Origin of the sequence: Pseudomonas sp. TWR1-1-3 (genome assembly GCF_049896805.1) — a bacterium.
GTDB lineage: Bacteria > Pseudomonadota > Gammaproteobacteria > Pseudomonadales > Pseudomonadaceae > Aquipseudomonas > Aquipseudomonas bubulae.
Window position 1 is genome coordinate 763866 of record NZ_JAFCUZ010000001.1, and the last position, 25563, is coordinate 789428.

23 protein-coding genes are annotated in these 25563 nt (G+C 59.4%); 8 read left to right on the forward strand and 15 right to left on the reverse strand.

Annotated features, from left to right (window positions below; translation table 11 throughout):
- Window positions 1–179: 179 nt before the first annotated feature.
- The 3 genes from ACP7BE_RS03410 (at window position 180) to ACP7BE_RS03420 (ending at window position 3808) form a co-directional block, all read left to right on the forward strand.
- On the forward strand, window positions 180–1511 hold the full coding sequence (locus ACP7BE_RS03410; protein ID WP_095000637.1) for an MFS transporter: 1332 nt from the start codon (window positions 180–182) through the stop codon (window positions 1509–1511).
- Between the two features lie 119 nt (window positions 1512–1630).
- Window positions 1631–2857, forward strand: a complete 1227-nt coding sequence (locus tag ACP7BE_RS03415) for an OprD family porin (protein ID WP_426104731.1) — start codon at window positions 1631–1633, stop codon at window positions 2855–2857.
- A gap of 237 nt (window positions 2858–3094) precedes the next feature.
- Window positions 3095–3808: a GntR family transcriptional regulator gene (locus ACP7BE_RS03420; RefSeq protein ID WP_095000370.1), complete on the forward strand. Its 714-nt coding sequence runs from the start codon at window positions 3095–3097 to the stop codon at window positions 3806–3808.
- Window positions 3809–3811: 3 nt separating this feature from the next.
- Here the strand turns inward: ACP7BE_RS03420 and ACP7BE_RS03425 are convergent, their stop codons facing one another.
- The 3 genes from ACP7BE_RS03425 to ACP7BE_RS03435 form a co-directional block, all read right to left on the reverse strand.
- Window positions 3812–4762: a PDR/VanB family oxidoreductase gene (locus ACP7BE_RS03425; RefSeq protein WP_426104734.1), complete on the reverse strand. Its 951-nt coding sequence runs from the start codon at window positions 4760–4762 to the stop codon at window positions 3812–3814.
- A 64-nt stretch (window positions 4763–4826) separates the two neighbouring features.
- On the reverse strand, window positions 4827–5885 hold the full coding sequence (locus ACP7BE_RS03430; RefSeq protein WP_150629359.1) for an aromatic ring-hydroxylating oxygenase subunit alpha: 1059 nt from the start codon (window positions 5883–5885) through the stop codon (window positions 4827–4829).
- A gap of 378 nt (window positions 5886–6263) precedes the next feature.
- Window positions 6264–6701: a hypothetical protein gene (locus ACP7BE_RS03435; protein ID WP_095000367.1), complete on the reverse strand. Its 438-nt coding sequence runs from the start codon at window positions 6699–6701 to the stop codon at window positions 6264–6266.
- A 265-nt stretch (window positions 6702–6966) separates the two neighbouring features.
- Here ACP7BE_RS03435 and ACP7BE_RS03440 point away from each other — a divergent pair, with 265 nt between their 5' ends.
- From ACP7BE_RS03440 to ACP7BE_RS03455, 4 genes are read left to right on the forward strand one after another with little or no spacing between them, the layout of a single operon-like run.
- Window positions 6967–7863, forward strand: a complete 897-nt coding sequence (locus ACP7BE_RS03440) for a TauD/TfdA dioxygenase family protein (protein ID WP_095000366.1) — start codon at window positions 6967–6969, stop codon at window positions 7861–7863.
- Between the two features lie 25 nt (window positions 7864–7888).
- Window positions 7889–8902: an ABC transporter substrate-binding protein gene (locus ACP7BE_RS03445; RefSeq protein WP_426104737.1), complete on the forward strand. Its 1014-nt coding sequence runs from the start codon at window positions 7889–7891 to the stop codon at window positions 8900–8902.
- 5 nt (window positions 8903–8907) lie between these two features.
- Window positions 8908–9768, forward strand: coding sequence for an ABC transporter ATP-binding protein (locus ACP7BE_RS03450; RefSeq protein WP_095000364.1), 861 nt, complete (start codon window positions 8908–8910; stop codon window positions 9766–9768).
- Window positions 9769–9786: 18 nt separating this feature from the next.
- Entirely contained in the window at window positions 9787–10653 is an 867-nt protein-coding gene (locus ACP7BE_RS03455; protein ID WP_095000363.1) for an ABC transporter permease, read from the forward strand.
- 56 nt (window positions 10654–10709) lie between these two features.
- Here ACP7BE_RS03455 and ACP7BE_RS03460 read toward each other — a convergent pair whose 3' ends face one another.
- From ACP7BE_RS03460 to ACP7BE_RS03500, 9 genes are all read right to left on the reverse strand, one after another.
- Complete coding sequence (locus ACP7BE_RS03460; protein ID WP_315263281.1) at window positions 10710–11330, reverse strand: TetR/AcrR family transcriptional regulator; 621 nt, start codon at window positions 11328–11330, stop codon at window positions 10710–10712.
- A gap of 55 nt (window positions 11331–11385) precedes the next feature.
- Window positions 11386–12483, reverse strand: a complete 1098-nt coding sequence (locus tag ACP7BE_RS03465) for an endonuclease/exonuclease/phosphatase family protein (protein WP_426104740.1) — start codon at window positions 12481–12483, stop codon at window positions 11386–11388.
- 64 nt (window positions 12484–12547) lie between these two features.
- Window positions 12548–13807 (reverse strand): NupC/NupG family nucleoside CNT transporter, encoded by a 1260-nt coding sequence (locus tag ACP7BE_RS03470; RefSeq protein WP_150629218.1) that lies wholly within the window; start codon window positions 13805–13807, stop codon window positions 12548–12550.
- Window positions 13808–13848: 41 nt separating this feature from the next.
- Window positions 13849–14265 carry a cytidine deaminase gene (locus ACP7BE_RS03475; protein ID WP_426104742.1) on the reverse strand — a complete coding sequence of 139 codons (417 nt, stop codon included), beginning with the start codon at window positions 14263–14265 and terminating at the stop codon, window positions 13849–13851.
- The gene (locus ACP7BE_RS03480) at window positions 14262–15995 is read right to left on the reverse strand and encodes a bifunctional metallophosphatase/5'-nucleotidase (protein ID WP_153400467.1); all 1734 of its coding nucleotides are present in this window, start codon (window positions 15993–15995) and stop codon (window positions 14262–14264) included. Before ACP7BE_RS03480 ends, ACP7BE_RS03475 begins: the two co-directional genes overlap by 4 nt.
- Before the next feature lie 19 nt (window positions 15996–16014).
- Window positions 16015–16662, reverse strand: coding sequence for a MotA/TolQ/ExbB proton channel family protein (locus tag ACP7BE_RS03485; protein WP_426104745.1), 648 nt, complete (start codon window positions 16660–16662; stop codon window positions 16015–16017).
- A 65-nt stretch (window positions 16663–16727) separates the two neighbouring features.
- Window positions 16728–18968 (reverse strand): TonB-dependent receptor family protein, encoded by a 2241-nt coding sequence (locus ACP7BE_RS03490; RefSeq protein WP_426104747.1) that lies wholly within the window; start codon window positions 18966–18968, stop codon window positions 16728–16730.
- 44 nt (window positions 18969–19012) lie between these two features.
- The gene (locus ACP7BE_RS03495; protein ID WP_426104749.1) at window positions 19013–19771 is read right to left on the reverse strand and encodes an energy transducer TonB family protein; all 759 of its coding nucleotides are present in this window, start codon (window positions 19769–19771) and stop codon (window positions 19013–19015) included.
- A gap of 3 nt (window positions 19772–19774) precedes the next feature.
- Window positions 19775–20182 (reverse strand): ExbD/TolR family protein, encoded by a 408-nt coding sequence (locus ACP7BE_RS03500; RefSeq protein WP_095000354.1) that lies wholly within the window; start codon window positions 20180–20182, stop codon window positions 19775–19777.
- A 480-nt stretch (window positions 20183–20662) separates the two neighbouring features.
- Here ACP7BE_RS03500 and ACP7BE_RS03505 point away from each other — a divergent pair, with 480 nt between their 5' ends.
- Complete coding sequence (locus tag ACP7BE_RS03505) at window positions 20663–21649, forward strand: hypothetical protein (protein ID WP_095018007.1); 987 nt, start codon at window positions 20663–20665, stop codon at window positions 21647–21649.
- A gap of 18 nt (window positions 21650–21667) precedes the next feature.
- On the opposite strand, the gene ACP7BE_RS03510 is transcribed toward ACP7BE_RS03505, so the two are convergent.
- The 3 genes from ACP7BE_RS03510 to ACP7BE_RS03520 form a co-directional block, all read right to left on the reverse strand.
- Window positions 21668–22105, reverse strand: a complete 438-nt coding sequence (locus tag ACP7BE_RS03510) for a YqaA family protein (RefSeq protein WP_095031618.1) — start codon at window positions 22103–22105, stop codon at window positions 21668–21670.
- Between the two features lie 147 nt (window positions 22106–22252).
- Window positions 22253–23134 (reverse strand): alpha/beta hydrolase, encoded by an 882-nt coding sequence (locus tag ACP7BE_RS03515; protein WP_150629221.1) that lies wholly within the window; start codon window positions 23132–23134, stop codon window positions 22253–22255.
- A 19-nt stretch (window positions 23135–23153) separates the two neighbouring features.
- Window positions 23154–25376, reverse strand: coding sequence for a TonB-dependent siderophore receptor (locus ACP7BE_RS03520; protein WP_426104752.1), 2223 nt, complete (start codon window positions 25374–25376; stop codon window positions 23154–23156).
- Window positions 25377–25563 lie beyond the last annotated feature (187 nt).

The following is a 25563-nucleotide window of genomic DNA, read 5'->3' on the forward strand; positions in this document are numbered from 1 at the left end:
CCTGGCGTTGGCTGGATTTCTTCCTGACCGTCGCCCATAAAAATTACAAAAAAGGGTCTCGTCATGAAAGGCTTATCCAGAGCACAGAACTGTCACAGTTCTGTCCGCTTTATGTCTGCGCGTACTGCCGTGTTTTGCGCTTGCCTTGCCCGGGTTGCTTGCGACAGGCAGGTGCAATGATGGATATCAATCTGAAAGCTCGCGTTGATAACGGTCCGATGGTGCGATTTCAATGGCTCGCCATCGGGATCTGCATTGTTTTGAACATGATCGATGGCTTTGATGTGCTGGTGATGGCGTTCACGGCGGCTTCGGTGTCGGCCGAGTGGGGCCTGAGTGGAGCGCAGATCGGCATGTTGCTCAGTGCCGGGTTGTTTGGCATGGCGGCGGGTTCACTGTTTCTCGCCCCCTGGGCGGATCGCATTGGTCGACGCCCATTGATCCTGTTGTGCCTGGCGGTCAGCGGCACGGGCATGCTGCTTTCGGCATTGAGCCAGACACCGGTGCAGTTGGCGTTTCTGCGCGGGCTTACGGGGCTGGGGATTGGCGGGATTCTGGCCAGCAGCAACGTGATTGCCAGCGAGTATGCCAGCAAGCGCTGGCGTGGCCTGGCAGTGAGTCTGCAATCCACCGGCTATGCCCTGGGCGCAACGCTGGGGGGGTTGCTGGCAGTCTGGTTGTTGACCCATTGGGGCTGGCGTTCGGTGTTTGTTTTCGGCGGGGTTGTGACCTTTGCGGTGATCCCGCTGGTGCTGTTGTGGCTGCCCGAGTCGCTGGACTTTTTGCTTGCGCGCCGCCCGGCCACGGCCTTGCAGCGTATCAATAGCCTGGCCCGGCGCCTGGGGCAGCCAGTCTTGAGCCAGATGCCTGCTGCAGTGGTGAATCCGGCGGGTCACAGTACCGGCCTGAGCAAACTTCTGGCGCCTGCCTTGCGCCGCACTACGCTGCTGATCTGGCTGTTGTTCTTCCTGGTAATGTTCGGCTTTTACTTTGTGATGAGCTGGACGCCAAAACTGCTGGTCTCGGCCGGGCTTTCGGCGCAACAGGGCATTACCGGTGGCGTGCTGTTGAGCGTTGGGGGGATCTTTGGCGCGGCGCTGATCGGCGGCTTGTCATCGCGCTGGCCGCTGACCCGGGTACTGTCGCTGTTCATGCTGATTACCGCGGGCTTGCTGGTGCTGTTTGTCGGCTCGGGGTCTTCGGTCATGGCCGCGTTGGGGCTTGGGTTGCTGATCGGGCTGTTTTCCAACGGCTGCGTTGCCGGGCTCTATGCATTGTCGCCAGTAGTGTATGACGCATCCGTACGAGCGACGGGCGTGGGCTGGGGGATCGGCATTGGTCGTATCGGCGCTATCCTGTCGCCCATTGTGGCCGGTTTTCTGCTGGATGCCGGCTGGCAGCCCCTGCACCTGTATGGCGTGTTTGCAATCGTCTTCGTGATCGCGGCCGGTTGCTTGCTGCTGCTCAAGCCGTCTACTTCGCAGGCCCAACCGGCGCTGGCGCAGGCCTGATTCAACCTTCTGATCAAAGCCCGGCCTGGCCGGGCGCATTCCCATGTCTATCTATCTGTCTGGGCGGGCTGTGTCCGCTGCGGGGAGCGGCTGCGCCCAAAATTCGGAGAACAATAATAATGAAGATGCTTACAGGTTTGCTGTCGTTGTCTGTTTGTGCCTCGGCAATGGCCGAGGGTGAAGGTTTTTTTGACGGTGCGAAAGCAGATTTGATGTTGCGCAACTACTACTTCAATCGAGATTTTCGTGACCACAGCGCAGGCAAAAGCAAGGTGGATGAATGGGCGCAGGGCTTTATCCTGAAATTCAGCTCCGGTTACACCCCAGGGCCTGTGGGTTTTGGCCTGGAAGGGATTGCCATGCTTGGGATCAAGCTCGACAGCAGTCGCGTGGCCAGCGGTTCAGAACTGCTGCCGGTGAACAGCGATGGTCGCGCGGCCGATAACTTTGGCCGGGCAGGGCTGGCGGCCAAGGCGCGTTTTTCGCAAACGGAAATGAAGGTTGGTGAACTGCTGCCGGATGTTCCGGTGTTGCGTTACGACGATGGGCGACTGCTGCCGCAGACCTTCCGTGGCGCCATGCTGGTGTCCAGGGAGATTGAAGGCCTGGGGCTGCAGGCAGGGCAATACCGGGCCGTGAGTTTGCGCAATTCTTCGGACATGCAGGATCTCGCGGCGTGGGCTGCGCCGGGTGTGACCTCGGACCGATTCAACTACGCGGGGGCTGAGTACCGTTTCAATGAACAGCGTACCCAGGTGGGGGCGTGGCATTCGCAGTTGGCGGATATTTATCAGCAGAGCTATTTCAATCTGCTGCACAAACAGCCGGTGGGTGACTGGATGCTGGGCGCCAATCTGGGTTACTTCATTGATAAGGACGATGGCAGCGAGCGTATCGGTCGGGTCAGCAGTCGCACAGCGTACGGATTGTTCTCGGCGGCTACGGGCGGACACACGTTGTACCTGGGGTTGCAGAGGGTCAGCGGGGATAGCGGCTGGATGTCGGTGTACGGCAGTAGCGGGCGCACGCTGGGCAACGACATGTTCAACGGCAACTTCAGCAATGCCGACGAGCGCTCCTGGCAAGCGCGTTACGACTACAACTTTGCCGCGCTCGGGGTGCCCGGGTTGCTGGCGATGGTTCGCTATGGTCATGGCGACAACGCCACCACCAAACAGGGGGCTAACGGCAAGGAGTGGGAGCGTGATACCGAGGTTGGCTATACAGTCCAGAGCGGCACGCTGAAGAACCTCAGCTTGCGCGTCAACAACGCCACCAACCGTCGCAGCTTCAACAGCGACTTCGACCAGACCCGTGTGATCGTGAGTTATCCGTTGTCGATGTAGGGGGGGGCTGCGATGCAGGCAGCTCGGAATGTCTGCCGAATTGCGTCGATGCCCTCGCGAGCAAGCCCGCTCCCACAATGAGGTGTGCCAGGCAGTAGGTTTTGAGAGCGGCGCACTGCCTGTGGGAGCGGGCTTGCCTGCGATGGCGTGCTCGCCAGGGCCGATTTGTGCGCCGCTCAATCTCTATAGCTGATCATGCGTTACTATGGCCGCTCATGTTTTCTGGATGCTGCCTGGATGAGCAAACCCGGTCAATTGGTGCTGATTGCACTGCGCAAGATGATTGCCTCAGGCGAGCTTGCCGCTGGCGAACGCCTCATGGAAATTCCCACTGCCGAGTTGTTCGGCGTCTCCCGCATGCCGGTACGCATGGCCTTTCGCACGCTTGAGCAGGAAGGCTTGCTGGTGCGTTTCGGCGGGCGCGGTTTTCAGGTGCGTTCGGTCAGTGCCAATGATATCGCCGGTGCGGTGGAGGTACGCGGGGTGCTTGAAGGCCTGGCGGCACGTTTGACGGCTGAGCGCGGGCTGTCGGGAGATGCGCGGGCCGCCCTGGAGTTGTGCCTGCTGCAGGGGGATGAGCTGTTCGATAAAGGCTTCGTCACCGAGGACGATCTTGAGATCTATCACGACCTCAATATGCGTTTTCATCAGGTTATCGTTGAGGGCAGTCACAACCCGGCCATAGCCGATGCCCTGGCACGCAATGATCATTTGCCGTTTGCATCAGTGACGGCGCTGGCGGTTGATCGCAAAGACATGGTCCGTGAATACCGTCGCTTCAACTATGCCCATATGCAGCATCATTCGGTGTTCGATGCGCTGGTCAGTCGTCAGGGCGCTCGCGCCGAAGCCATCATGCGCGAGCACGCCAACGCGACGTTGCGTTATGCCGAAATCTTCGGTTCGGCCACCGCCAATGAGCGGATGAAAGTGATCCACCGCTCCGATTGAAGCTTAGATATCCAGCACCAGCAGAGGCGATTTCGAGCGCGAACAGCACGGAGTGAACTGATCGTTGCAGGCTTGCTCATCTTCGGTAAGGTACATGTCGCGATGATCCGGAACGCCTTCCAGCACGCGGGTCAGGCACGTGCCGCACACCCCTTGCTCGCACGACATGGGTATATCGATGCCATGACTTTCCAGGACCTGGACCACGGTTTTGTCCGCCGGTATATCGAAGACCTGACCGGTGCTGCCCACCTTGACCGAAAAGCTGCCATCGTTGCTGCTGTCAACCGGGGCGGCGGCGAAGTACTCCCGGTGCAGGGCGTGCTCCTGCCAATCCTGGGCGCGCGCACTGTCGAGAACATGTTGCATGAAACCACCGGGGCCGCACACGTACAAATGGGTGTCGGGCTGCGGGTTGGCCAGTACCTGGGCTGCATTCATGGCGGTCTCTGGCTGCTCGTCGAAGTGCATGAGCACCCGGTCAGCAAAAGACGAGTTGCGCAGACGTTCGACAAAGGCCGCTCGCTCGCCGGACCGTGCGCAGTAATGCAGTTCGAAATCTGCGCCGTTGTGGGCCAGACGCTCCGCCATGCACAAAATCGGGGTGATCCCTATGCCCCCTGCAAACAGCAAACTGCGCCGGGCTTCGTGGTCCAGCGGAAACAGGTTGCGCGGTTCACTGATGCGCAGGCAATCGCCACTATTGATCTGTTCATGCAGGCTTTGCGAGCCGCCCCGTGAGGCTGGATCCTTGAGCACGCCGATCAGGTAGCGATGCTGTTCGTCAGGATGGTTACACAGGGAGTATTGGCGAATCAGTCCGCCGGGCAGGTGCACATCAATGTGCGAGCCTGCACTGAAAGCGGGCAGGGCGCTGCCATCGGTGCTGGCCAATTCATAGCTGCAAATGCCCTGCGCTTCGTTGTTGCGAGATACCACCACCACATCAATCATGCTGCTTCCTCAAAGCGTTGCCATTGAGGGGGCTGGCCCAAGTGTGCTCGCCCCCGTGCGGAAATTACTGCGCAGTGGCGATCAATTGTGATTCGGGCGTGCGTTCGCTGGCGATGATGCGGTCCAGGACGCGGCGTGACTGCACGCCACCCGAGTCGATATTGAGCTTGAGCAGTGCGCGTTGCGGGTGGTCCAGCAGGTTTTGTTGCTGTTGTTCGAGCATCTCCAGGTCTTCGCTGAAGATTTTGCCCTGGCCCTCGCGGATGGTCGCGGTAAGCGCATGATCCTGCGGGTTGAAGTTGCGTGCCATCCCCCAGAAGTACCAGATCGAGGTGTCTGTTTCCGGGGTGATGAAGTCGACCACGATGCTCGATGCCTTGAACTCGGGGGCAGCGTGATAGCCGCCTTTGCCCGCGTGAGCGACCCCGACTTCGATCAGGACGTGGCTGGGTGGCGAGAAGCGGCATATCTGCCAGCGGTCTACCGGCACATCGTCGGCCAGATTATTGCCGCGCAATGCCATGCGCCAGAACGGCGGAGCCATGATGTTTTCCATGTGCCGCGCCGTGACGACTTCGTTGCCTTCAACCGTGGTGTTCGGTGCGACTTCGTCGATTTCCTTCTGGCCAATGCTGGAGGCGTGTACGTAGGTTTCGTGGGTCAGGTCCATCAGGTTGTCGATCATCAGGCGATAGTCGCAGCCGATATGAAACAAGCCGCCGCCATAGGCCCATTCATCGCTCACCGCCCACTCCAGGTGGTGGATCAATGCAGGATCGGCTTGATCCTGATCACCGGGCCATACCCAGATAAAGCCGTAGCGTTCGACCGCGGCATAGGTTTTGTTGCACGGGAAACCGCGTACCCGTTGCCCGGGCATCTCGACGGTTTTGCCGTCGCAGCCCATGACCAGGCCGTGATAGCCGCACACCAGGTTGCCGTTTTCGACATAGCCCAATGACAGAGGGGCGCCGCGGTGCGGACAAAAGTTCTCGACAGCGGCGACCTTGTTTTCATGGCCGCGATAAAAAACCATTTTCTCGCCGCAAATCTGCCGGCCTAAAGGCTTGTCGGTGATTTCATCGGGGGTGCATGCGACGTACCAGGTGTTTTTTGGGTACATGACCAATCTCCAGATCAGGTGTTATTGCTCTTATGGATCCATTAGGCGGTATAGGGATCTTTCAAGTCAATTTTGCTCTGGAGTAATATCGGGTTTTAATAGGGTTTGTGGCGATTACCGAACACAAAATGCAAAGGTGGTTGCTGATAGTGGATCCATTAAAGGTTTTGATGGCGTGCATGATGCCTGCGGCGCTATATGGGTGACCGCCAGAATTCAGAAGGAGTGTTGTGAGGGCTTGTCTTCAAGTTTGTCTTCATCGGGCTTCACCCCGTTGTAGATCATGGACAGGCCCAGGTCCAACAGGTGCAGGAAAGGTAAAAGGGTATATTTTTCACTGCTGGTTCGTACCCCTTCGGCAGCAGCTACGGGGGATTGTCAGGCCGATGTGCTGACCATCGACCCCGAACTGCCACTGCCCTGGGCCGTCAATGCTTGCAGCAAGGCTGCCGTCGCCGCCTGCAGCGCTGCTGCTGTCGCAGTCACCTGGGCCTGGGCTCCGGCCACGGCGGCGGCTTTACTGGCTTCGTTCTGGTCGCTGGCCTGGATGCTTTGCAGGGCCTGCATCTGCTGCTGAAGCTGCTTTTGCAGCTGCGCGATCTGTTTTTTCAGCTGCTTGACCGTGTCCGAACTGTCGTCATCACTGTCAGCCGCAGGCGCCGCATTAGCGTCTCGGGCCGCCCGTGGCTTGACCTGCTCGGTGGCCGTCGCGCCGGCATCACTCACGGCTGTGCTGTCCGTGGCCTTGCTGGCCGTGGCGGCGGGGGTGCTCTGAATATTCAGGCTCGATGCCAGGGGATTGATGCTGCCAACCATGTCGATGCGTCCTTTAGACTCGTTGTCCTACAGGACATCGGCAGGTTGCGCTGGCTCTTTAATAGCGCGGCGGAAAAAAGCCGGGCAAGCGCTCATATGCTTATGCAATAAAAGTATTTAAATTTAATTTCTTATATCTATAAAGTCATACCCCTGCGTACAGGTCGACCAATCGACGCGCCGCACGAAATGAACCAGCACGGGGCCACCGTGAGTTTCTGATCGATCTGCGCGCCATTGGGCGTGCCCTGCGTGGGAGTGATTTATGTCTGTACCGTCTGCCTCTGCGATTGCCGCGAGCATCGTGCCTCAAGCCTTTGAAATCCGTCCTTTCAGCGGCGCCGTGGGTGCCGAAATCATGGGTCTGGATCTGGCTTTGCCGGTCAATGACCAGGACTTTGCGCGTATCCATCGTGCTCATCTGCAGCATCACGTGGTGGTGTTTCGTGATCAGCGCATTACCCCGCAGCAACAGATCGACTTCAGCCGTCGCTTCGGCATCTTGCAGATCCATGTGCTCAAGCAATTTCTGCTGACCGGTCACCCGGAAATCCTTATCGTCTCCAACATCATCGAAAACGGCCAGTCCATTGGTCTGGGCGATGCAGGCAAGTTCTGGCATTCGGACCTGTCCTATAAAGAGCTGCCAAGCCTGGGCTCGATGCTGCATGCCCAGGAGCTGCCTGCCGAGGGCGGCGACACTCTGTTCGCCGATATGCACAAGGCCTGGGATGGCCTGCCTCAGGCCTTGCGCAAGGCGGTTGAAGGGCGTTCGGCTGCACATTCCTATACGGCGCGCTACAGCGAAAGCAAATTCGAGGGTAACTGGCGTCCGACCCTGACCCCGGAGCAACTGGCACAGGTGAACGAGGTGGTGCATCCAGTGGTGCGTACCCATCCGGAAAACGGCCGCAAGGCGCTGTTTGTCAGTGAAGGCTTTACCACTCGCATTGTCGGCCTGCCCGAGGACGAGAGCAGGCAGTTACTGGCCGAGCTTTACGCCCATAGCGTGCAGGAGCAGAACATCTATCGCCATCAGTGGCAGCCCCATGACCTGGTGTTCTGGGACAACCGTTCGCTGATCCATCTCGCCGCCGGATGCCCAAGCCATCTGCGCCGCAAGCTGTATCGCACCACCATCCAGGGCAACGCGCCTTTCTGATTGACTCATTTCAAGGAGCATTGCCATGCCCGCATCCATCAAAACCGTGGCCGCAAGTCTGGGCCTTAGTCTGCTTGCCGGCAGCCTTGTGGCACCGAAGGTCGCCCATGCCGAAGGCGAAATCCGTATCGCCGAGCAGTTCGGCATTGTTTACCTGTTGCTCAACGTGGTGCGCGATCAAAACCTGATCGAGAAGCACGGTAAGGAGGAGGGCATCGATATCAAGGTCGACTGGACTCAGTTGTCAGGTGGCGCGGCAGTCAATGATGCCTTGTTGTCCGGCTCCATCGATATTGCCGGGGCCGGAGTTGGCCCGCTGTTGACCATCTGGGACCGTACTCATGGCAGGCAGAACGTCAAGGCCGTGGCCTCGCTGGGCAACTTCCCGTACTACCTGCTGAGCAATAACCCGCAGGTCAAAACCATCGCCGACTTCACCGAAAAAGACCGTATCGCGGTACCGGCCGTGGGCGTTTCAGTGCAGTCGCGCTTCCTGCAATACGCCGCTGCCAAACAGTGGGGCGACAAGGACTTCAACCGGCTGGACAAGTACACCATCGCCGTCCCGCATCCGGATGCCACCGCTGCGCTGATCGCCGGTGGTACGGAGCTGAGCGGGCATTTTTCCAACCCGCCGTTCCAGGATCAGGCGCTGAAAAATCCAAATGTGCATGTGGTGCTCAACACCTACGACTTGCTCGGTCCCAATTCCCCAACGGTGCTGTTTGCCACCGAGAAGTTCCGTAGCGACAACCCGAAAACCTACAAGGCCTTTATCGAGGCCCTGGCTGAAGCCGCCGAGTTTGCCCAGAACGACAAGGGCGCGGCCGCTGACACTTATATCCGCGTGACCAAGGCCAATATCGACCGCGCCGAGTTGCTTAAAATCATCGACAACCCGCAGTACGAGTTCAGCGTAACGCCGAAAAATACCTATCCGCTGGCCGAGTTCTTGTACCGCGTGGGTGCGATCAAAAATAAACCTGACTCCTGGAAGGATTACTTCTTCCAGGACGCAAAACCGTTGCAGGGGAGCTGACAATAATGAATGCCTCGGTGCAAGGCCACACGGCCAGCCACTTGAATGCAACAGGGCCAGCCCTGTTGTCGGTCGACCAGGTCAGTCTTGAATACCGCACGCCGCAGCGTGTGGTGCGGGCGACTCATCAGGTCAGCTTTGAAATCGATCCGGCCGACCGTTTCATCCTGCTTGGACCTTCGGGATGCGGCAAGTCGACCTTGCTCAAGGCTGTGGCCGGTTTTCATGCCCCCTGTGAAGGGCAGATCCGCCTGCAGGGCCAACCCGTCACCGCCCCGGGGCCAGACCGCATGGTGGTGTTCCAGGAGTTCGACCAGTTGCCACCCTGGAAAACGCTCAAGCAAAACGTGATGTTCCCGTTGCTGGCGTCGAAAACCTTGCCTCGGCGCGAGGCCGAGGAGCGGGCTCTGCATTATCTGGACAAGGTCGGTCTGGCGGCATTTGCCGATGCTTACCCGCACACCTTGTCCGGTGGCATGAAGGCCCGGGTGGCGATTGCCCGTGCCCTGGCCATGCAGCCGAAAATCCTGTTGATGGACGAACCCTTTGCAGCTCTCGACGCCCTGACCCGACGCAAGATGCAGGAAGAATTGCTGCTGCTCTGGGAGGAGGTGCGCTTTACCTTGCTGTTTGTCACCCACTCGATCGAAGAGGCGCTGGTGGTCGGCAACCGTATCCTGCTGCTGTCGCCGCATCCGGGGCGGGTGCGGGCCGAGATCAACAGCCATCAGTACAACCTGCACAGCCTTGGCGGTGCGCAATTTCAGCACACGGCACAGCGCATCCATCGGCTGCTGTTTGATGAAGCGCACGCCGGCACCGACGAACAACCGCTGAATTTCGCCGATATCCGTATCGCTTATTGAGCTGTGGAGGATTGTCCGATGAATCAATCATCATCTGTACGCCAGGAATATGAAGTGGTCCTGGAACCGCTGCTAAGTGTGCCGCTGGAGCGCCAATTGCCGTTGAGCCAGCGTCTGTGGCAGCAGGGCTGGTTACGTAAAAGTCTGATCCTGATCGTGCTGGCTGTGCTTTGGCAACTGGTGGCGCGCTATCAGGACAACGACCTGCTGCTGCCGACGTTTTTGCAAACAGCCAGTGCGCTGTATGACGGCCTGATCAGCGGCGAGTTGCTGAGCAAGGTGGGTATTTCCCTGGTGGTACTGCTCAAGGGCTATCTGATCGGCATCGTGCTGGCGTTTGCCCTGACCACGCTGGCGGTTTCCACCCAATTGGGCCGTGATCTGCTGAGTACCCTGACTTCGATGTTCAACCCGCTGCCGGCGATTGCCCTGTTGCCGCTGGCGCTGCTGTGGTTCGGCCTGGGGCAGAACAGCCTGATTTTCGTGCTGGTGCATTCGGTGCTCTGGGCCCTGGCCCTGAACACCTATGCCGGGTTTCTCGGGGTGTCGGAGACCCTGCGCATGGCCGGGCGCAATTACGGGCTGAAGGGAATTCGCTTTGTGCTGTTTATTCTTATTCCGGCGGCGCTGCCTTCGATCCTTGCCGGTCTGAAAATCGGCTGGGCCTTTGCCTGGCGCACGCTGATCGCCGCCGAGCTGGTGTTTGGTGCCACCAGCGGCAAGGGAGGCCTGGGCTGGTATATCTTCCAGAACCGCAACGAGCTGTACACCGACAAGGTGTTCGCCGGGCTGGCGGTGGTGATTCTGATCGGCCTGCTGGTGGAGAACCTGGTGTTCGATACCCTGGAGCGGGTCACGGTCAAACGCTGGGGCATGCAACGCTGACCAGCAAAACCGAGCAGGCTCGCTCCCACAGGAGGGCCTGATCGTCAACCGAGTTTCTACAGGCTCAGCCCCACCCCGCGCAATATTACCGAGGTGATGGTCTGTACCGCCTGATGGTATTGCTGGTCGGACAGCGGCTGATGGCCGTTGAGTGCGCAGACCTGATAGTCGAAGTCGGCATAGTGCTGGGTCGAGGCCCAGATCATGTACAACAACGCTGAAGGCTCCACCGGGTTGATGCGTTTTTCGTCCACCCACTGGCGTATTTTCTGCTCCATGAGTTTGGCACCCTTGGCCATATGCTCATCGAGCATGTCCTGGAACATCGGTGCACCACGCATGATTTCGTTGGCCCACAGTTTGGAGCCGTGGGGACGGGTGCGTGAATGGTTCATCTTTTCCATGATGTAGCTGGTGAGCACTACCCGCGGGTCGTCGAAATTTTCGAAACAGGCACCTTCCAGCCCCCAGGTGTCCAGCAGGTTGATCAGAACTTCGCGGTACAGCTCGTCCTTGGTGGAAAAGTAGTAGTGCAGGTTGGAGCGCGGCAGTGCGGCTTGCTTGGCAATATCGGCCATCTTGGTCCCGGCATAGCCTTGTTCGGCGAAGACTTTCTCTGCGGCCAAAAGGATTTTTTCGACGTTTTTGCGGCGGATCTTTACTTTCGGGTTGCTCATCGAGTACCTGATTTATCACGACAGGAGAGGGCTGCGGCTGACGACACAGCATAGGTCAATTGCCAGGGGGCGCTGTGCGGAAAATCTCGGCGTACAACGGCCAGTGATCCGATACGCCCTGGGCATGACGGGCGCCATCGAAGCGTGCCGGGGTGCCCCAGCGGTTGACCTGATAAGGGCTGCTGTGCACCAGGCGAATGCTCTGCGGATCAACCTGCCAGCCATTGAAACCGCTGGCAGCGGTCATCTGTGGCGGGAACAGAAGCATGTCGAAGAACGACCACTCGCGTTTGCTGTGGTAGTAGTAACTGCCTTTGCAGCCCTCGCAGCCGATGAACTGGGACACCGCCCAGGTGCTGGCCAGGTCTTTGGCGATATAGCCGTGCTGCTGTTCTTCGCCGGCATTGATATTGAAGTCGCCGCCGACAATGGGCAGTACATCGTCCGGTAGTTCGCGCTTGAGCCGGGCCAGGTAGGCGACGGCCTGCTGGCGCAGGTAGCCCGGAGCACCGCCTGAGGGCAGGTGCAGGGAGAAAATCGCCGCTTTCTGGCCATCAGGCAACAACAGGCGAACTTCGAGAATGCCCCGGGTTTTGCTCACCCGTGCCGGGTCATCATTCCCCAGCGCCTGGTAGGGCACTGGATGCAGGCGGGCGGTGTCCCATTGAGGCAAACGGCTGAGTACTGCGGTGTCGATACCGCGCTCGTCCCAGCCCTCGATCAGTACGCGGGTCTGGTAGCCGGACGTGTTCAGGCGGGCATTGAGTTGCTCGACAACCTTGATGTTCTCAACTTCGTTGAGCATCAGGATATCCGGCCCGCGGCCTTGATTGATCTGTTTGATCACGGCGCTGAGGCGCTTGAGTTTTTCATCGAGCAAAGTCGGGGTCCAGTCGTTTTCTTCACACTCCTTGCGCCACGCCGGGACCTGGATTTTTGCGCAGCTGGCCAGGTACTCCGGGTGCGCGCGCTTGACGCTCAGGGGCAGGTAGGCGAAGTCGTCCTTGCCGTTGTCGTGCTCGGTGTCGAACAGGTTTTCGACGTTCCAGGTCATTAGCGAGACCCGGCCAGCTTCAGGCTCGACATGATTGGCGCAGGCGGTCAGCAGCAGGGTGCAGACGACGATCAGTAAAAGGGTACGCAGCAGTTTCATTGGCAGTCTATCCAGGCATAAAGGTCTGTGAGGGGGGATGCAGGCTTGTTTATGGGGGCGGGCTTCACAGGGAAATAAACACCCCCGCCAACGCAGCACTCATCAGATTGGACAGGGTGCCGGCAATTACTGCGCGCAGGCCCAGGCGGGCAATATCCTGACGTCGCGAGGGCGCCATGACGCCCAGGCTGCCGAGCAGGATGCCAATCGACGACAGGTTGGCAAAACCGCACAGGGCAAAGGTGACGATCACCTGGGTGGGCCCCGACAGTATCTGGATGCCTTTGGCAGCGGCTTGGACCGGGTCAAGATAGGCCGCGAAATCGACATAGGCGACGAACTCGTTGAGCACCAGTTTTTCGCCGATAAAACTGCCTGCCGTCATGGCCTCGCTCCACGGTACGCCGAGGACAAAAGCCAGTGGCGCAAACACATGGCCAAGAATCAGTTGCAGGCTCAGGTGGGCAAAACCGAACCAGTTGCCCACCCAGCCCAGGATGCCGTTGAGCATGGCTATCAGGGCAATAAAGGCCAGCAGCATCGCGCCCACATTAAGGGCCAGTTGCAGGCCGTTACTGACTCCCAGTGCGGCGGCGTCGATGACATTCGCCGGTTTATCGTCGGGGTATACCTCGATGTCACTGAAGTTGTCGCGCGGTTCAGCGGTTTGCGGCTCCATCAGCTTGGCCATCAGCAAACCGCCGGGGGCAGCCATAAAACTGGCAGCAATCAGGTATTTAAGCTCCACGCCCAGGCTGGCATAGCCGATCAGCACCGAACCTGCGACCGAAGCCATGCCGCCGACCATCACCGCAAACAGTTCAGAGCGGGTCATACCGTCCAGAAACGGGCGCACCACAATGGGCGCTTCGGACTGGCTGACAAAAATATTCGCCGTGGCTGACATCGACTCGGTACGGCTGGTGCCCAGCACCCGCTGCAAGCCGCCGCCAATCACGCGGATCACCACACTCATGATGCCCAGGTAGTAAAGGATGGCGATAAAGCTGCTGAAAAACACAATCAGCGGCAGCACCTTGATCGCAAAAACAAAGCCCTGGCTGCCAAACACTTCGCTCATTTTGCTACCTGCCAGAGGGCCGAAGACAAAGCTGATGCCTTCATTACCATAGTCTTGCAAGCGGGCTACCGATTCGCTGATTGCCGCCAGCGTTGCCTGGCCCCATGGCACATAGAGGGCGAAGGCACCCAGGCCTGCCTGCAATACAAATGCCCCGACTACGGTCTGCAACTTGATTGCCCGGCGGTTGCTGGACAGCAGCACCGCCAGGAGAATCAATACCACCACTCCAACGAAACTCATTGACCAGATTCCCGTATGTCACGCATCAAGGTCGCACCGGTTCAGAAACCGAAGGCACCGGGCAGCAATTGCTCGACCGTCCACTCGCGTGCCGCCGCCGCTTCGTGGCCGACGCAATACACCACGCAGTGAGGGCTCATCAGATCGTGCATGACCTGACGGCAGGCGCCGCACGGGGAGATCAGCGCCACGTTCGGGGCATACACCAGCATCGCCTTGAAACTGGCAGGTGCATGGCCCTGGGCAATGGCGCTGAACAGGGCGCCGCGTTCGGCACAGTTGGTCAGGCCGTATGAGGCGTTCTCGACGTTGCAGCCGCGAATGATCCGGTCATCGGCGGTGAGCAGCGCCGCACCCACCGGGAAGTTCGAGTGCGGGCACCAGGCTGCCCGGGCTGCGGCGATCGCTTCAGGTAACAGGCGCTCGTACTGCGCCTGAGCTTCGGAGCTGCGGTTCATGGGGCGTTGCTCGCGGTGACGTCAGCCAGGGTCTGGGCAACTTTTTCAATCCGTTGTTGTGGCGTGCTTGCTCCCGCTGGCTGCCCGGCGCGGTCCTGGGCTTGCAGATAATCGACCAGTGCCTGGAGATCGTTGAGGCCGGTATCCACCCGCTGGCTGGCTTGGTTGAGTACGCTGAAGTTGTCACCGCCCCCGGCCATAAACGAGTTGACCGTGATCCGGTAGGTCTGCTCGGGTAGCACCGGTTTGCCATCGATTTTCAGGCTGTCGGCGATGATCCGCTGGCCCTGGGGCCTGCTGGCATCCCAGCGATAGCTGAGGGTGGCCGATGGCTGCAGGGGATAAAAACCGAAGCCGTTGTTCTGCCATTGCTGCTCCAGCAATTGCTTGAGCTGGGCACCGCTGAGGGTAAGGATGTTCAGGGTGTTGTTGAACGGTTGTACGGAGGCTACCTGGCCATAGGTCAGGTGCTGCTGGCCGGGTTCGAGCATCAGGTCGGTGCGGATGCCGCCCAGGTTGGTCAGTGCCACCTGTGCACCCAGGGCGCGGGTGGCGTGCAGTTGTGCATCGGCGATCAGGTCGCCCATGGCCGATTCTCCAGCGTCGTTGAGGGTGCGGTTGATTTCGCGGGTGGCGATACGGGCCACGGGTTTGTTCAGGTGTTCGTTGCTGCGCGCTTCAATATCGGCCTGCAGCGCGGCAATTTCTGGCAGCGGCGTGTAGCGCGCGGGGTCGACCACGATGTTTTGTGCCTTTGCATCGAGCAGTTGGTGGTTGACCGGGTCCACGGTGAGGGTGATATGGGTCAGCAGGCGGCCGAACGAGCTGCCCTGGGTGATCAGCTTGTCGCCCAGGCGGCACAGGTAGCCCTGGTGGGTGTGAGCGGTGACCACCACTTTGATTTGCGGGTCCAGACGCCTGGCCACATCGACGATATCGCCCTTGAGCTGGCTGCAATCCTGCTGGTCGAAGCGTTCGGTGGTTTCACCGCCTTGGTGGATCACCGCGACCACGGCATCCACCCCTTGTTTGCGCAGTTCGGGCAGTTGCGCGTTGATCGCCTCGGCCTCGTCAATGGTGTACAGACCGTCCATGCTCTGCTGGCTTACATAGGCCGGGAGGTCGCGCAACACCGCGCCGACAAAGGCGATTTTGGCGCCGTTGGCCTGCTCGATACGGTAAGCAGGCAGCAGTGGTTTGCCGGTTTGCGCGTCGATCAGGTTGGCCGCCATATAGGGGAAGCGCGTGCCGCTGTAGTTGTTGTCAAACTGGCAGGCCTTGTCCGGGCGCGGCGACACGCAGCCGCCATTGATCTGGCGTTGCAACTCCAGTTTGCCCAGATCCAGTTCATGGTTGCCAACCACACTGAACTTGAGCCCCAGTTCGCCGAGGGCTTCGAGCGTCGGCTCATCGGCCCACATCGAAGACATCGGCGGGCTGCCGCCGATCATGTCGCCCGCGCCAATCAGCAGCAGTTGCGGGTCGCTGTTGCGCAGTTCGCCAACCACGCCGCTCAGGGCGTTGATGCCCCCGGCCTTGAGTGACACCTTGCCAGTCGGCGCCGTGGCATCGGCATAGGTGAACGGGGTGGCGGCCAGATTGCCGTGAAAATCGTTGATCGCGGCAATATTGATAGCGACCGGCTTGACCGGTTGCTGGCAGGCGCCCAGCACCAATGCTGCCGGGATGACCAGGCTGGCACTGCGCAGACGCGAGAGAAGATTCGACATGCAAGCTCCTTGGTGCCGGTCAGGCGGTACGTGGCTGGCCAGCAGTGGCGACGGCAGGTGCTGACGAGGTGACGTATTGCGTGCCCAGGCCTGCGCGCAGCAAAAGCATCTTGAGGTGGTCATTGATCAGTTCAAGGCGATCTTGCAGATGGCTATTGAAGACCATGCCCACCAGCGCGATGGAGATCCCCAGTGCGGTGGCATACAGGGCTGTACCGATGCCACGGGACACTTCGCCCGGATCGGAAACACCGGCCTCGGCCAGTGCCTTGAAGGTGTCGATGATGCCCATGATGGTGCCGAGCAGGCCCAGCAGCGGCGCACCGGCGACCACGGCTTCGAGGATCCACAGGCTGTGGGACAGCTTGCCGCGCATGGAGATGTAAATGGCCTGGCCGAGGTCTTCAAGCTCCTGGTGCGAATGCAGTTGGCGACGGCCGTCGTAGATCTGCGAGAGCAGTTGCAGGGGCAGGCTGTCGCGCGCGGTCAGCCCGGCAGGCAGGTCGGCGATGCTGCGGACTTTGCCATTGACCGCAGGCACCAGCTGACGCGCCTTGCGCAGCGAGTAGCTGAAGAAGATGCAGCGTTCGACGACCACAAAAGCGGCCAGGGCAGCGGCGCCGTACATGACGTAGAAGGTGATGTCGTGGAGCAGATTCATGTTCATGCGAGTAATCCTCCAGATGCGTTTATGGTCCGGGCCTGCCGTGCAGGCAGGCCCGGGGAGCAAGGTCAGAAGCTGGCTTCGAAAGAGACCATGGCAGTGCGTTCTTCACCGACGTTGTAGTAAGGCGTGGCGGCGCTGACGCCGTTGACCGGTGCAGCGTTGAGCACCACGGTGCGCGCCGATGACAGGTACTCCTTGTCAAACACGTTGAGCATCGAAACGCGAATGGCCGCCGACTTGAGGATCTTCTTGTCCACCGGCAGGCGCACCCCGGCGTTGATATCGAAGGTGGTACGCCCGGAGATTTCCTGGTCGTTGGTCAGGTCGCCGTAGTAGCTGCCCACATACTTGGCGGCCACGTTGCCGTAGTAGCGCTTGTTGTCGTAACCCAGGCTGGCGTTGAGCATGTTTTTCGGCACGTTGGCCAGTTGCTTGCCGGAGGTGGGCAGTTCCTTGTTGCGTGTGGTCACGTCATCCTGCTGCTCGGCGCTGGTATAGGTGTAAGAGGTGTAGTAGTTGAAGTTGTAGGGCAGCAGGCCGCTCCACTCCAGTTCCAGACCCTTGTTGACCACGCTGCCGACGTTGAGCATTTCGTAGTCACCGTCGGCATTGGTGGTCGACAGCTGACGATCCTTGTACGAGATATGGAACAGGGTGGCGCTCAGCAGCATGTCGTCCTGGGTGAAACGCCAACCCAGTTCCTGGTTCCAGCTCAGTTCCGGGGCCAGGCTGATGGAGTCGCCGGCGTTGTAGAGCACATAGTTGGGCGGCGTACGCATATTGCGGGTGACGTTGTAGAACGCCTGGTTCTGCTCGTTGATCTGGTAGCGCGCACTGAAGTTGGGCAAAAACTCGTGGTACCTGGCGTCACGCTTTTCGGGAGCGCTGTACAGGCTGCCGAGGTTGTTGCCGTCGCGTTCGACGTACTGGTAGGCAATGCCGCCGGTGAGGGTCAGGTCAGGGGTGACCGTCCACACGTCCTGGGCCCAGATTTTCTGTGCCGGGGTGACGGTGTACTGGTGACGGCCCTGTACCGTGGCGCCATTTTTGTCGGTGAGCTGGTTGCCACTGTTGTAGTCGCCCCAGATATCATCCGGCGTACCGTTTTCGGTGATGCTGATAAAAGGCTGGGTCTGGCGCTGGCGGGCACGTTCATACCAGTAACCGACATCGATGCTGTGGGCTTCGTTGAAGTCCCATTTCAGTTTAGTGGTCACGCCAGGGCGCCAGCTCTCGGTCCATGATGGGCGGTAGTAGGTGTCATAGGCCAGTCCGCTGAGGTCAAAGTTGCCGGCCTTGTCGCTGGTCGAAGACAGCCCGGTCGCCGATTGGCCGCTGAAGCTGCCGCCATTGGACCAGAAGTAGTAGGGTGCGATGGTCAGCGCCAGGTCGTCACGCAACTGAAAGCGCTGGGTCAGGGTGGCCGAGGCGTTTTCAAACGGGTTGCGGTTGATCTTGTAGTACTGGGTCAACTTGCCGCTGCTGTTGTAGATCGGGATTTCGGCATAGTCCAGGCCACGGCCCGACTTCTGGAACTGTGCCTTGCTCAGGGTGTTGTAGTTGTAGTTTTCCTGGGTGCTGTATTTGAAGATGGCATTGGTCGAGTTGCCGTTGCCATCTTCGAACAAGGTGTTCCACTCAACTCTGTCGGCGCGTACGGTGCCTTTGCCGCGCCACTTTTCGCCTTCTGTATGGGACGCCGAGACAAAGGTTTTAAAACCATTCAAATCGCCGGTGTTAATCCGCGCGAATGATTTGTTCAAACTGTTGGAACCGACCGACTGTTTGACAAAGACGCCGAAGTCCTTGGTCGGGCGCATGGTCACCAGGCCAATGTTGCCGCCACTGGAGCCGATATGCGGGCCGTCGATTTCCGAAGAACCCTGGGTGACAAAGACTTCGCCGAGGTTTTCCGGGTCGCCGAGCAGGTTGGCATACACCGCATAGTCCCCGGAATCGTTGATCGGGATACCGTCCGAGGAGACGCCGACCTGGTCGGAGTTCATCCCGCGCATGGTGAAACTGGTGCCGCTTACCCCTGATGCGTCGGTGCTGGAAACGTTGATGCCGGGGGTGTACTTGAGCTTGTCGATGGCGTTGGCAGTCGGTGCCATTTCGTCCATCGCTTCCTTGGTTACGGTCGAGCGGCCCTTGGCGCTGTCTTCTTCGACCATAAGCCCATTACCCAGACTCTGTCCGGTGACATTGACCTTGCCTATATCAACGGTATCTTCTGCGAGCGTTGATAACGTCCAGCCGCCAACCCCAACGGCCAGTAGCGTTGCGAATAAAGTATTGAGTTTCAAAACAGTTTCCCCTAAGCGTAAGTGTCAGAGCTGACGTGCTTTAGTTATGGCTCTGTGTTGTATACAAGCGTGGCGCTGAAACGGTATTTATCCTTGCCCGAGAAACTTTCTTCGGGGAAGGGCACAACTTTATCGAGGCGTTGCAAGCTGGTTTGTGCGGCACGATTGAGCAGCATATTGGTCGCCTTCTTTTCAATGCCCGAGTCGAGCACCTTGCCGCTACGGTCAACCAGCAACCACACCACCACATTGCCTTGCGGGCGTTGCAGTGAAGCCTCGCGACCTCGCGGGTATTGCTTGTATTTCTCCAGCTCCGCCAGCAGCCGGGCGATATAGCGGCTCTCCAGGTCTGCCGGGTTGGCGCGCGGGGCCTGGGCAATCGATCTGGCTGGCGCTACAGGGGGGGCCGTAGCGGGTGCAGGCGTGGGCGCTTGCAGCACAGGCAGAGGTTGAGGCCTGGGTGGTGTTGGTACGGCCTTGACCACCTGCGGTTTGGGCTTGGGTGGCGGCGGCCTGGGAGCTGGCGGTTTGGGTTTGGGTGGTGGGGGAGGCGCGATTTCCACGGCTTCGACCACTTCCTCCTCCGGTGGTGGCAACTCGGCGACCTGCTCGGGCTCCGGTTCAGGCTCGGGAGGGGGAGGCAGCAGTTCATCCAGATCTATCAGGGCCACTTCGACGCTGCTGTCGTCGTATTTGGGCGTGATTTTCAGGTCCGTGTCCATGCTGCTATGGACGGCCACCGCCAGCAGGCAGATGGCCGGCAAACAGGCGATGGCTTTGCGTGATTTGAAAAAAACCGACATGGCCTACAGCTTCCGCGTCGCAATGGAGACAGACGAGAAGCCGCTGCCCTTGAGCACATCCATCACGCTGACCAGACGCGCCACCTCAACACCTGCATCGCTGTTGAGGATGATCACCATCTTTTCGTCAGGGTTTTCCATGGCCTTGAGTTGAGCCACCAGATCGCTCTGGTTCAGATCCTTGCCATCCAGTTGCAGGCGCTCGTCCAGGCCCAGGGTGATGACCGCCTTGTTTTGCGGCTTGAGCTGCTGCGCATGAGCGGCACCTGGCAACTGGGTCTTGATGCCGAGTGCGGGTATCACGTTGAGACTGATCAATACAAAAAACACCAGCAGGAACATCATCACGTCGATCATCGGGATGATTTCGATATGCAGACGCTTTTTCTTGGGTTCTTCCCAGCTTCGCATTGCGTGTACTCCAATCCACAGAGGGGATCAAAAAGCTGAACATCCGTTCAGGTTTTCACTTGCGGTTTGCCAGGACGCAGAAGAAATGCCCAGAACCTGTCTCAAGTGACAGGTTGCAAAGGTAGAGGGGGGCTGTTTCATTTTGATTTCAGATTTTGTGTATTTTTTTGTTTTTTTTAATATCGAAACTAAACTGATTTTTGTGGTTAAAAGCGCCGTCTTTTCAGGATTTTGCAGGCATTTACTTGAAAGAGTACTTCGTTGCAGGGTGGCCAGGATAAATTTTTATAAACTTGACAGGCCTGTCAGCTTATAGATTTGGCATCAGGAATCATTCGCCATAACGCTGTTTTTCCACGGTTTTGGCTGTGAAGATGTCAAAGTGCTACTAATCTATTGTTGTTATGCAAAGGCATTGGCATGATGATATTAATCTGAAGTGCCGGCTGTTGAGATCAAGGGTTTAGCGGAGCGAACGCCATGCAGTTATTCAAAAAGCTGTTGAATATTTTGGGGCAGGCTGAGCGCAGCCGTGCTCACGTGGATAACCCTTTTCTGGTACCGCTTGAATTTGAAAGCCTCAAGCGTGAGCTGAATATCGTCGAGCAAGCCCGGCGCCATGGCGAGCAAGGCTATCCCCCTGTGGAAGCCACCCGGCTGACGGCCATTGAAGAACAGATCCGCACGACCCTTGAGTCAGAACGGCACAAGGTGCTGGCCTGGGCCGAGGCGCGCATCGCCCTGGTGCAAACCCGCCTGACAGCACTGGATATTGTTGGCACGGTAAAACGTTGCGGCGAATTTGATCAGGCGTTCGAGCGGGCGGCACAGGACCTGCTGAACAATTACGCCGTACGCCTGCAACGTCTGGAATACCGCGCACGGGAGCGCGAGGCTGAATTGTGCGCCTTGCGTGCGCAAAATCACGCCGGGTATGGCAAACAGCAGAAGCGTCGCAACGAAGCACTGGGTGTGTACCAGGACGAAATTGCAGATGTACGCAACGAACTGATGGCACTCAAGCATGAGTTCCTTGAACAGTTGGAGTCCGATGTGCTGGCCTGCAATGAGCAACTGGTGAGGTATCAGTCAGTTCTGGACGAAAAACGCAATCTGAAACCGCGCCTGGCCAGTGGCCTGAACAAGGCCGAAATGGTCATGGCGGGGCTTGTGCAATGCTATCGCGCCGAAAACCAGCTGCACCGTAATGGTCGGCGGGTGCCGGCTTACTTCAGTGACAGTATTGTGTTGCAGTCGCTGGCACTGCCCGACAGCAATACGGCCGAGGATGAAGTGAACCTGGCTTTGCAACAGCAGGCACTGACGCAGCTGATTGAGCAGCTTGAGCCGATTCGCGGGCGGATCCAGTCCTCGTTCTTTCAAAAGTACAATCAGCTGATGCCCCTGTCCTGGCTGCCTGAATACCCTCCGGCCATGGAAAACCGCATCGCCGCAGAGCCGGTTTGACACCCCGCAGGCTGGTTGCTAGGACCAGCCCAGGGTTGCCGCGGTCAGTAGCAGGTACCGGGTACCTTTGGCCAGGGTGACGATCAGCACGAAACTCCACAGCGGTTCGCGCATGACCCCGGCGATCATGGTCAGCGGATCGCCGATAATCGGCATCCAACTCAGCAGCAGTGACCAGCGCCCGTAACGCAGATAGAACTGCTGGGCCCTGTCGAGCTTTTGCTCGCTGACCGGAAACCAGCGCTTGTGCCGAAAGCGTTCCACCGAGCGGCCCAACAGCCAATTCAGTACCGAGCCCAGCACATTGCCCAGGGTGGCGACAGCCAGCAGGGTCAGGGCTGCATATTTGCCTGACAGCAGCATGCCGACCAACACGGCTTCCGACTGCATGGGCAGCAGCGATGCTGCGCCAAAGGCGGCGAGGAACAGACCCAGATAGCTGGTTAATTCAAACACGTAAACTTCCAGGGGAGATGGACACCGCCGCATACCTTGTGGGAGCGGGCTTGCTCGCGATACAGGCGCTGCAGTCTGCCAGACCAACCGAGGCGCTGCCATCGCGAGCAAGCCCGCTCCCGCAAAAGTTGGCTGGGCTGGCAGCGGCTAAAAGTTTTGCAATACCCGCCGCAGCGAAGCCGGCAGGGTTTCGCCGTGGCTCATGCCGTCGAATGTCTGATAGTCAACCGCCAGTCCCGGGATATCACTCAGTTCACCCGCCAGTTGGCGGATCAGTCTGTCTGGCTCGCCGTCGCTCGGGCCGCGCGGGTTAGCGGGTTCGGCCGTGCCGCGCATCAACAGCAAATCGGCCTTGTGCCCGTTCATGCGTTGCTTGAAGTCCGCGCCGGGGTGGATGTCGGCCCACCACAGCGACGGGCTGGCCGCTGCGTAACGGGCAAATTCGCCGGGGCGGGTGAGCAGGGCGTGCAGCACCAGCAGGCCGCCATAGGAATGGCCCCACAAGGTTTGCTCCTGCAGGTTGATCGGTGCCTTGGCCGCCACCGCCGGGCGCATGCGCTCGCGCAACAGGTCCAGGAAGACATCCGCACCGCCACTGGGCAACCCGCTCAGCGGGTCGGTTTGCACGGTCAGGCCAGGCCTGTTCGGGGTGTAGTCGTAAGTGCGGGCAGTGCGCTCGATGCGCAGTGGTGTCTGGTAGCCGATGGCGACCAGTAATGGTGCCTTGCCACGGGCAAGATCCCGCAGCAGGTCGGCATCCAGTGCGCCGATGGCGGCATTGCCGTCGAGCATCCACAGCACCGGGAAACCTTTTTTCGGCGGCGCGGCATTGGGTCGACCGATCCATAGCTGATAATGGCGCTGGCCATCGGCGGAGTCGATCAGCAAGCGGCTGAAGCGGTAGTCCATATCTGTGCGCTGCAGCAGGCGGGTGTCCATCAGCTGGTCAGGCGCGGGCCGGGCCTGGGCGGCTTGCCCGGGGAGGGCCAGGGCAAGCAGCAGCGTCAATGGCAGGGTCAGGTTTCTCATCAGGCAATCTCGTTATGCTTTAAAACGACGCGGTCAGGCTGGTGTAGAGCGTACGCCCCGGCTCGTTGTAAGTCGCCGCCCCGGCCCCGGCGATATTGGTCACACCCTGGGCGTTGCCCTCACGGAACAGGCGCTTGTCGAACAGGTTATCGATACCCGTGGTCAGGCTCAGGTTGGCCGTAATGGCGTAGGTACCGCTGATGCCGGCAATGGCATAAGGCGAAAGCTGGTTGTTGGCGGTGCCGGTGACGCGGTCGCCGTGGTAGTCGAATTTTTTCGGTGTCTGTTTGCCGTACCAGGCCACGCTCGCTTGCAGCGACAGGTCATCGGTTGCCTGCCAGTCCAGCATGGAGTTAAGGGTGTAGCGCGGGGTGACAGACAGGGCGTCACCGGTCTGCTTGTTTTTCGATTGCAGCATATAGGTGAAGTTGTTGGTCCAGGTCAGTTGCGGCGCCAGGGGCAGGGTAAGGGTGCCTTCAAGGCCTTCGACCAGTGCCTTGGGTACGTTTTCCCACTGGTAGATCGCGGCATTGGCATAGGTGCCAGTTCCGCCCACGGCATTGCCGATGGGGCTCATGCCGGATTCGATCTTGTTTTTGTAATCGTTGCGAAAGTAAGTCAGGCCAGCGACGACGCCGTTCTCCTTGTACTCGATGCCCAGTTCCTTGTTGACGCTGGTTTCGGCTTTCAGGTCGGCGTTGCCTTGCAGGTAGCAACTGGTGCTCTGGCCATAGCAACCCTGGCCGCGGCTGTAGAGCAGGTAATCGGGGTTGAGCTGGTACAGGTTAGGCGCTTTATAGGCGCGGGCGATGCCGGCCTTGAGGGTGACTGTTTCGGTCAGGGCATGGGACAGGTTAAGCGACGGGCTCCAGTTGTTGCCGACCACGCTGTGGTGGTCCAGACGCAGGCCGGGGGTGAGCATGGTGCCGGGTAGCAGCTCGATATTGTCGGCGGCAAACAACGAGAAAATCTGCGCCGAGGAGGTGGTGCTGCGATTGCTGCTGCTCAGGCCGCTGACCGAACCGCCTTCGCTGGTGGACTGGGTGTTGGCGCTGGGGTCGTCGAGCTTTTGCTGGGTCCATTCGCTGCCCAGGGTCAGGGTCTGGTCGAAACCTGCGTGCAGCGGCAGATTGACCTCGCCGTGGGCGGTCAGGTCGCGCAATACCGCAGTATAGAAATCACCACTGCTGAAAATGCCTTCGGTGCCGCCTGCCAGGCCTTCGTTGATCCGCGTATTGCGGGTTTTTTCGTATTGCAGGTAGGCCATGCAGTTACCAAAGTCCCATTCACCACGGTGGGTCAGGGCATAGGTTTCGCGGTAGGTACGGTTGGTCTCGTGGCCCAGCAGGCTTTTGACGTAGGCGTTGCTGTTGGTGTTTTGCGTATCGCCGGTATAGAGGTTGCCCTGACGGCTGTAACCAGCCTCGAAGTCGAGGGTCTGCTGCGGGGTCATGCGCCAGCTGAGCAGGCCGTTGACATCCTTGTTGCGCACGCCTTCGCGGCCAGCGGGCAGGGTGCCGGCCTGGTTGCCGGTGCGCTCTGATTCATGGCCTGAGTTGATGTCCCAGTCATCCGGGTCGGTCTTGGCGATATTGCCGTATACGCGATAGCTCAGGTTGTCGGTGAGCGGGCCGTTGAGGCCGAAACTCACGCGCTTGCTGGCGCCTTCGTCCTTGTGGGTCGGGAAGTTGGAATAGACCGTGACGTCGCCGTGGGTTTCGGCCCCGGCCTGCTTGGTGATGATATTCACCACGCCGCCAGCCGCGCCGTTGCCGTAGAGGGCGGCGGCCGGACCGCGCAGCACTTCGATGCTCTCTACCTGATCGGCAGGTACCCAGTTGGTATCGCCACGGCTGTCACGCTCGCCGCGCCAGCCGTAGCGCACCGAATTGCGGCTGTTGACCGGTTTGCCGTCAACCAGGATCAGGGTGTTTTCCGGGCCCATGCCGCGGATGTCGATCTGACGGTTGTTGCCGCGCTGGCCGCTGGTGGAGTTGCCCGTGAGATTGACCCCGGGCATGGTGCGGATGATCTGCGACAGATCGTTGGACGGTGGGCGTTTCTTGATGTCCTCTGCGGTGATCACCGAGACCCCGGGTGCCTGTTTGGTTTCTTCCAGGGCGGTGGCAACCACGTTGGTGTTTTCCAGCTCCAGCGCGGCAGCGGCATGCACGGAGCTGGCCAGCAAGCAGCAGCCGGACAGAACGAAGGGAGCGATAGGGCGCAGCGCATGTTGCAACATCGGGTGATCTCCGGGACAGCCTGATACAGGAAGATCACGAATGATAATGACTGCTAATTGAGAGTAAAGCGCATTAACTTTCTAAACACTTCACTGTGGGAGCGGGCTTACCCGCGATGGGATCGCCGCTGTTTGTCTGTTGAACCGAGTTGGCGGCATCGCGGGCAAGCCCACAGGGTTTTCTGTT

Excerpts from the sequence above, each read along its gene's own strand:
- ACP7BE_RS03435 (WP_095000367.1), bottom strand. The coding sequence starts at position 6,701 with ATGGTTGGCAGCATCAATCCCCTGGCATCGAGCCTGAATATTCAGAGC.
- ACP7BE_RS03415 (WP_426104731.1), top strand. The coding sequence starts at position 1,631 with ATGAAGATGCTTACAGGTTTGCTGTCGTTGTCTGTTTGTGCCTCGGCA.
- ACP7BE_RS03520 (WP_426104752.1), bottom strand. The coding sequence starts at position 25,376 with ATGTTGCAACATGCGCTGCGCCCTATCGCTCCCTTCGTTCTGTCCGGC.
- ACP7BE_RS03495 (WP_426104749.1), bottom strand. The coding sequence starts at position 19,771 with ATGTCGGTTTTTTTCAAATCACGCAAAGCCATCGCCTGTTTGCCGGCC.
- ACP7BE_RS03485 (WP_426104745.1), bottom strand. The coding sequence starts at position 16,662 with ATGAACATGAATCTGCTCCACGACATCACCTTCTACGTCATGTACGGC.
- ACP7BE_RS03475 (WP_426104742.1), bottom strand. The coding sequence starts at position 14,265 with ATGAACCGCAGCTCCGAAGCTCAGGCGCAGTACGAGCGCCTGTTACCT.
- ACP7BE_RS03480 (WP_153400467.1), bottom strand. The coding sequence starts at position 15,995 with ATGTCGAATCTTCTCTCGCGTCTGCGCAGTGCCAGCCTGGTCATCCCG.
- ACP7BE_RS03420 (WP_095000370.1), top strand. The coding sequence starts at position 3,095 with ATGAGCAAACCCGGTCAATTGGTGCTGATTGCACTGCGCAAGATGATT.
- ACP7BE_RS03505 (WP_095018007.1), top strand. The coding sequence starts at position 20,663 with ATGCAGTTATTCAAAAAGCTGTTGAATATTTTGGGGCAGGCTGAGCGC.
- ACP7BE_RS03515 (WP_150629221.1), bottom strand. The coding sequence starts at position 23,134 with ATGAGAAACCTGACCCTGCCATTGACGCTGCTGCTTGCCCTGGCCCTC.
- ACP7BE_RS03470 (WP_150629218.1), bottom strand. The coding sequence starts at position 13,807 with ATGAGTTTCGTTGGAGTGGTGGTATTGATTCTCCTGGCGGTGCTGCTG.
- ACP7BE_RS03455 (WP_095000363.1), top strand. The coding sequence starts at position 9,787 with ATGAATCAATCATCATCTGTACGCCAGGAATATGAAGTGGTCCTGGAA.
- ACP7BE_RS03460 (WP_315263281.1), bottom strand. The coding sequence starts at position 11,330 with ATGAGCAACCCGAAAGTAAAGATCCGCCGCAAAAACGTCGAAAAAATC.
- ACP7BE_RS03450 (WP_095000364.1), top strand. The coding sequence starts at position 8,908 with ATGAATGCCTCGGTGCAAGGCCACACGGCCAGCCACTTGAATGCAACA.
- ACP7BE_RS03430 (WP_150629359.1), bottom strand. The coding sequence starts at position 5,885 with ATGTACCCAAAAAACACCTGGTACGTCGCATGCACCCCCGATGAAATC.
- ACP7BE_RS03500 (WP_095000354.1), bottom strand. The coding sequence starts at position 20,182 with ATGCGAAGCTGGGAAGAACCCAAGAAAAAGCGTCTGCATATCGAAATC.
- ACP7BE_RS03445 (WP_426104737.1), top strand. The coding sequence starts at position 7,889 with ATGCCCGCATCCATCAAAACCGTGGCCGCAAGTCTGGGCCTTAGTCTG.
- ACP7BE_RS03410 (WP_095000637.1), top strand. The coding sequence starts at position 180 with ATGGATATCAATCTGAAAGCTCGCGTTGATAACGGTCCGATGGTGCGA.
- ACP7BE_RS03465 (WP_426104740.1), bottom strand. The coding sequence starts at position 12,483 with ATGAAACTGCTGCGTACCCTTTTACTGATCGTCGTCTGCACCCTGCTG.
- ACP7BE_RS03440 (WP_095000366.1), top strand. The coding sequence starts at position 6,967 with ATGTCTGTACCGTCTGCCTCTGCGATTGCCGCGAGCATCGTGCCTCAA.
- ACP7BE_RS03425 (WP_426104734.1), bottom strand. The coding sequence starts at position 4,762 with ATGATTGATGTGGTGGTGGTATCTCGCAACAACGAAGCGCAGGGCATT.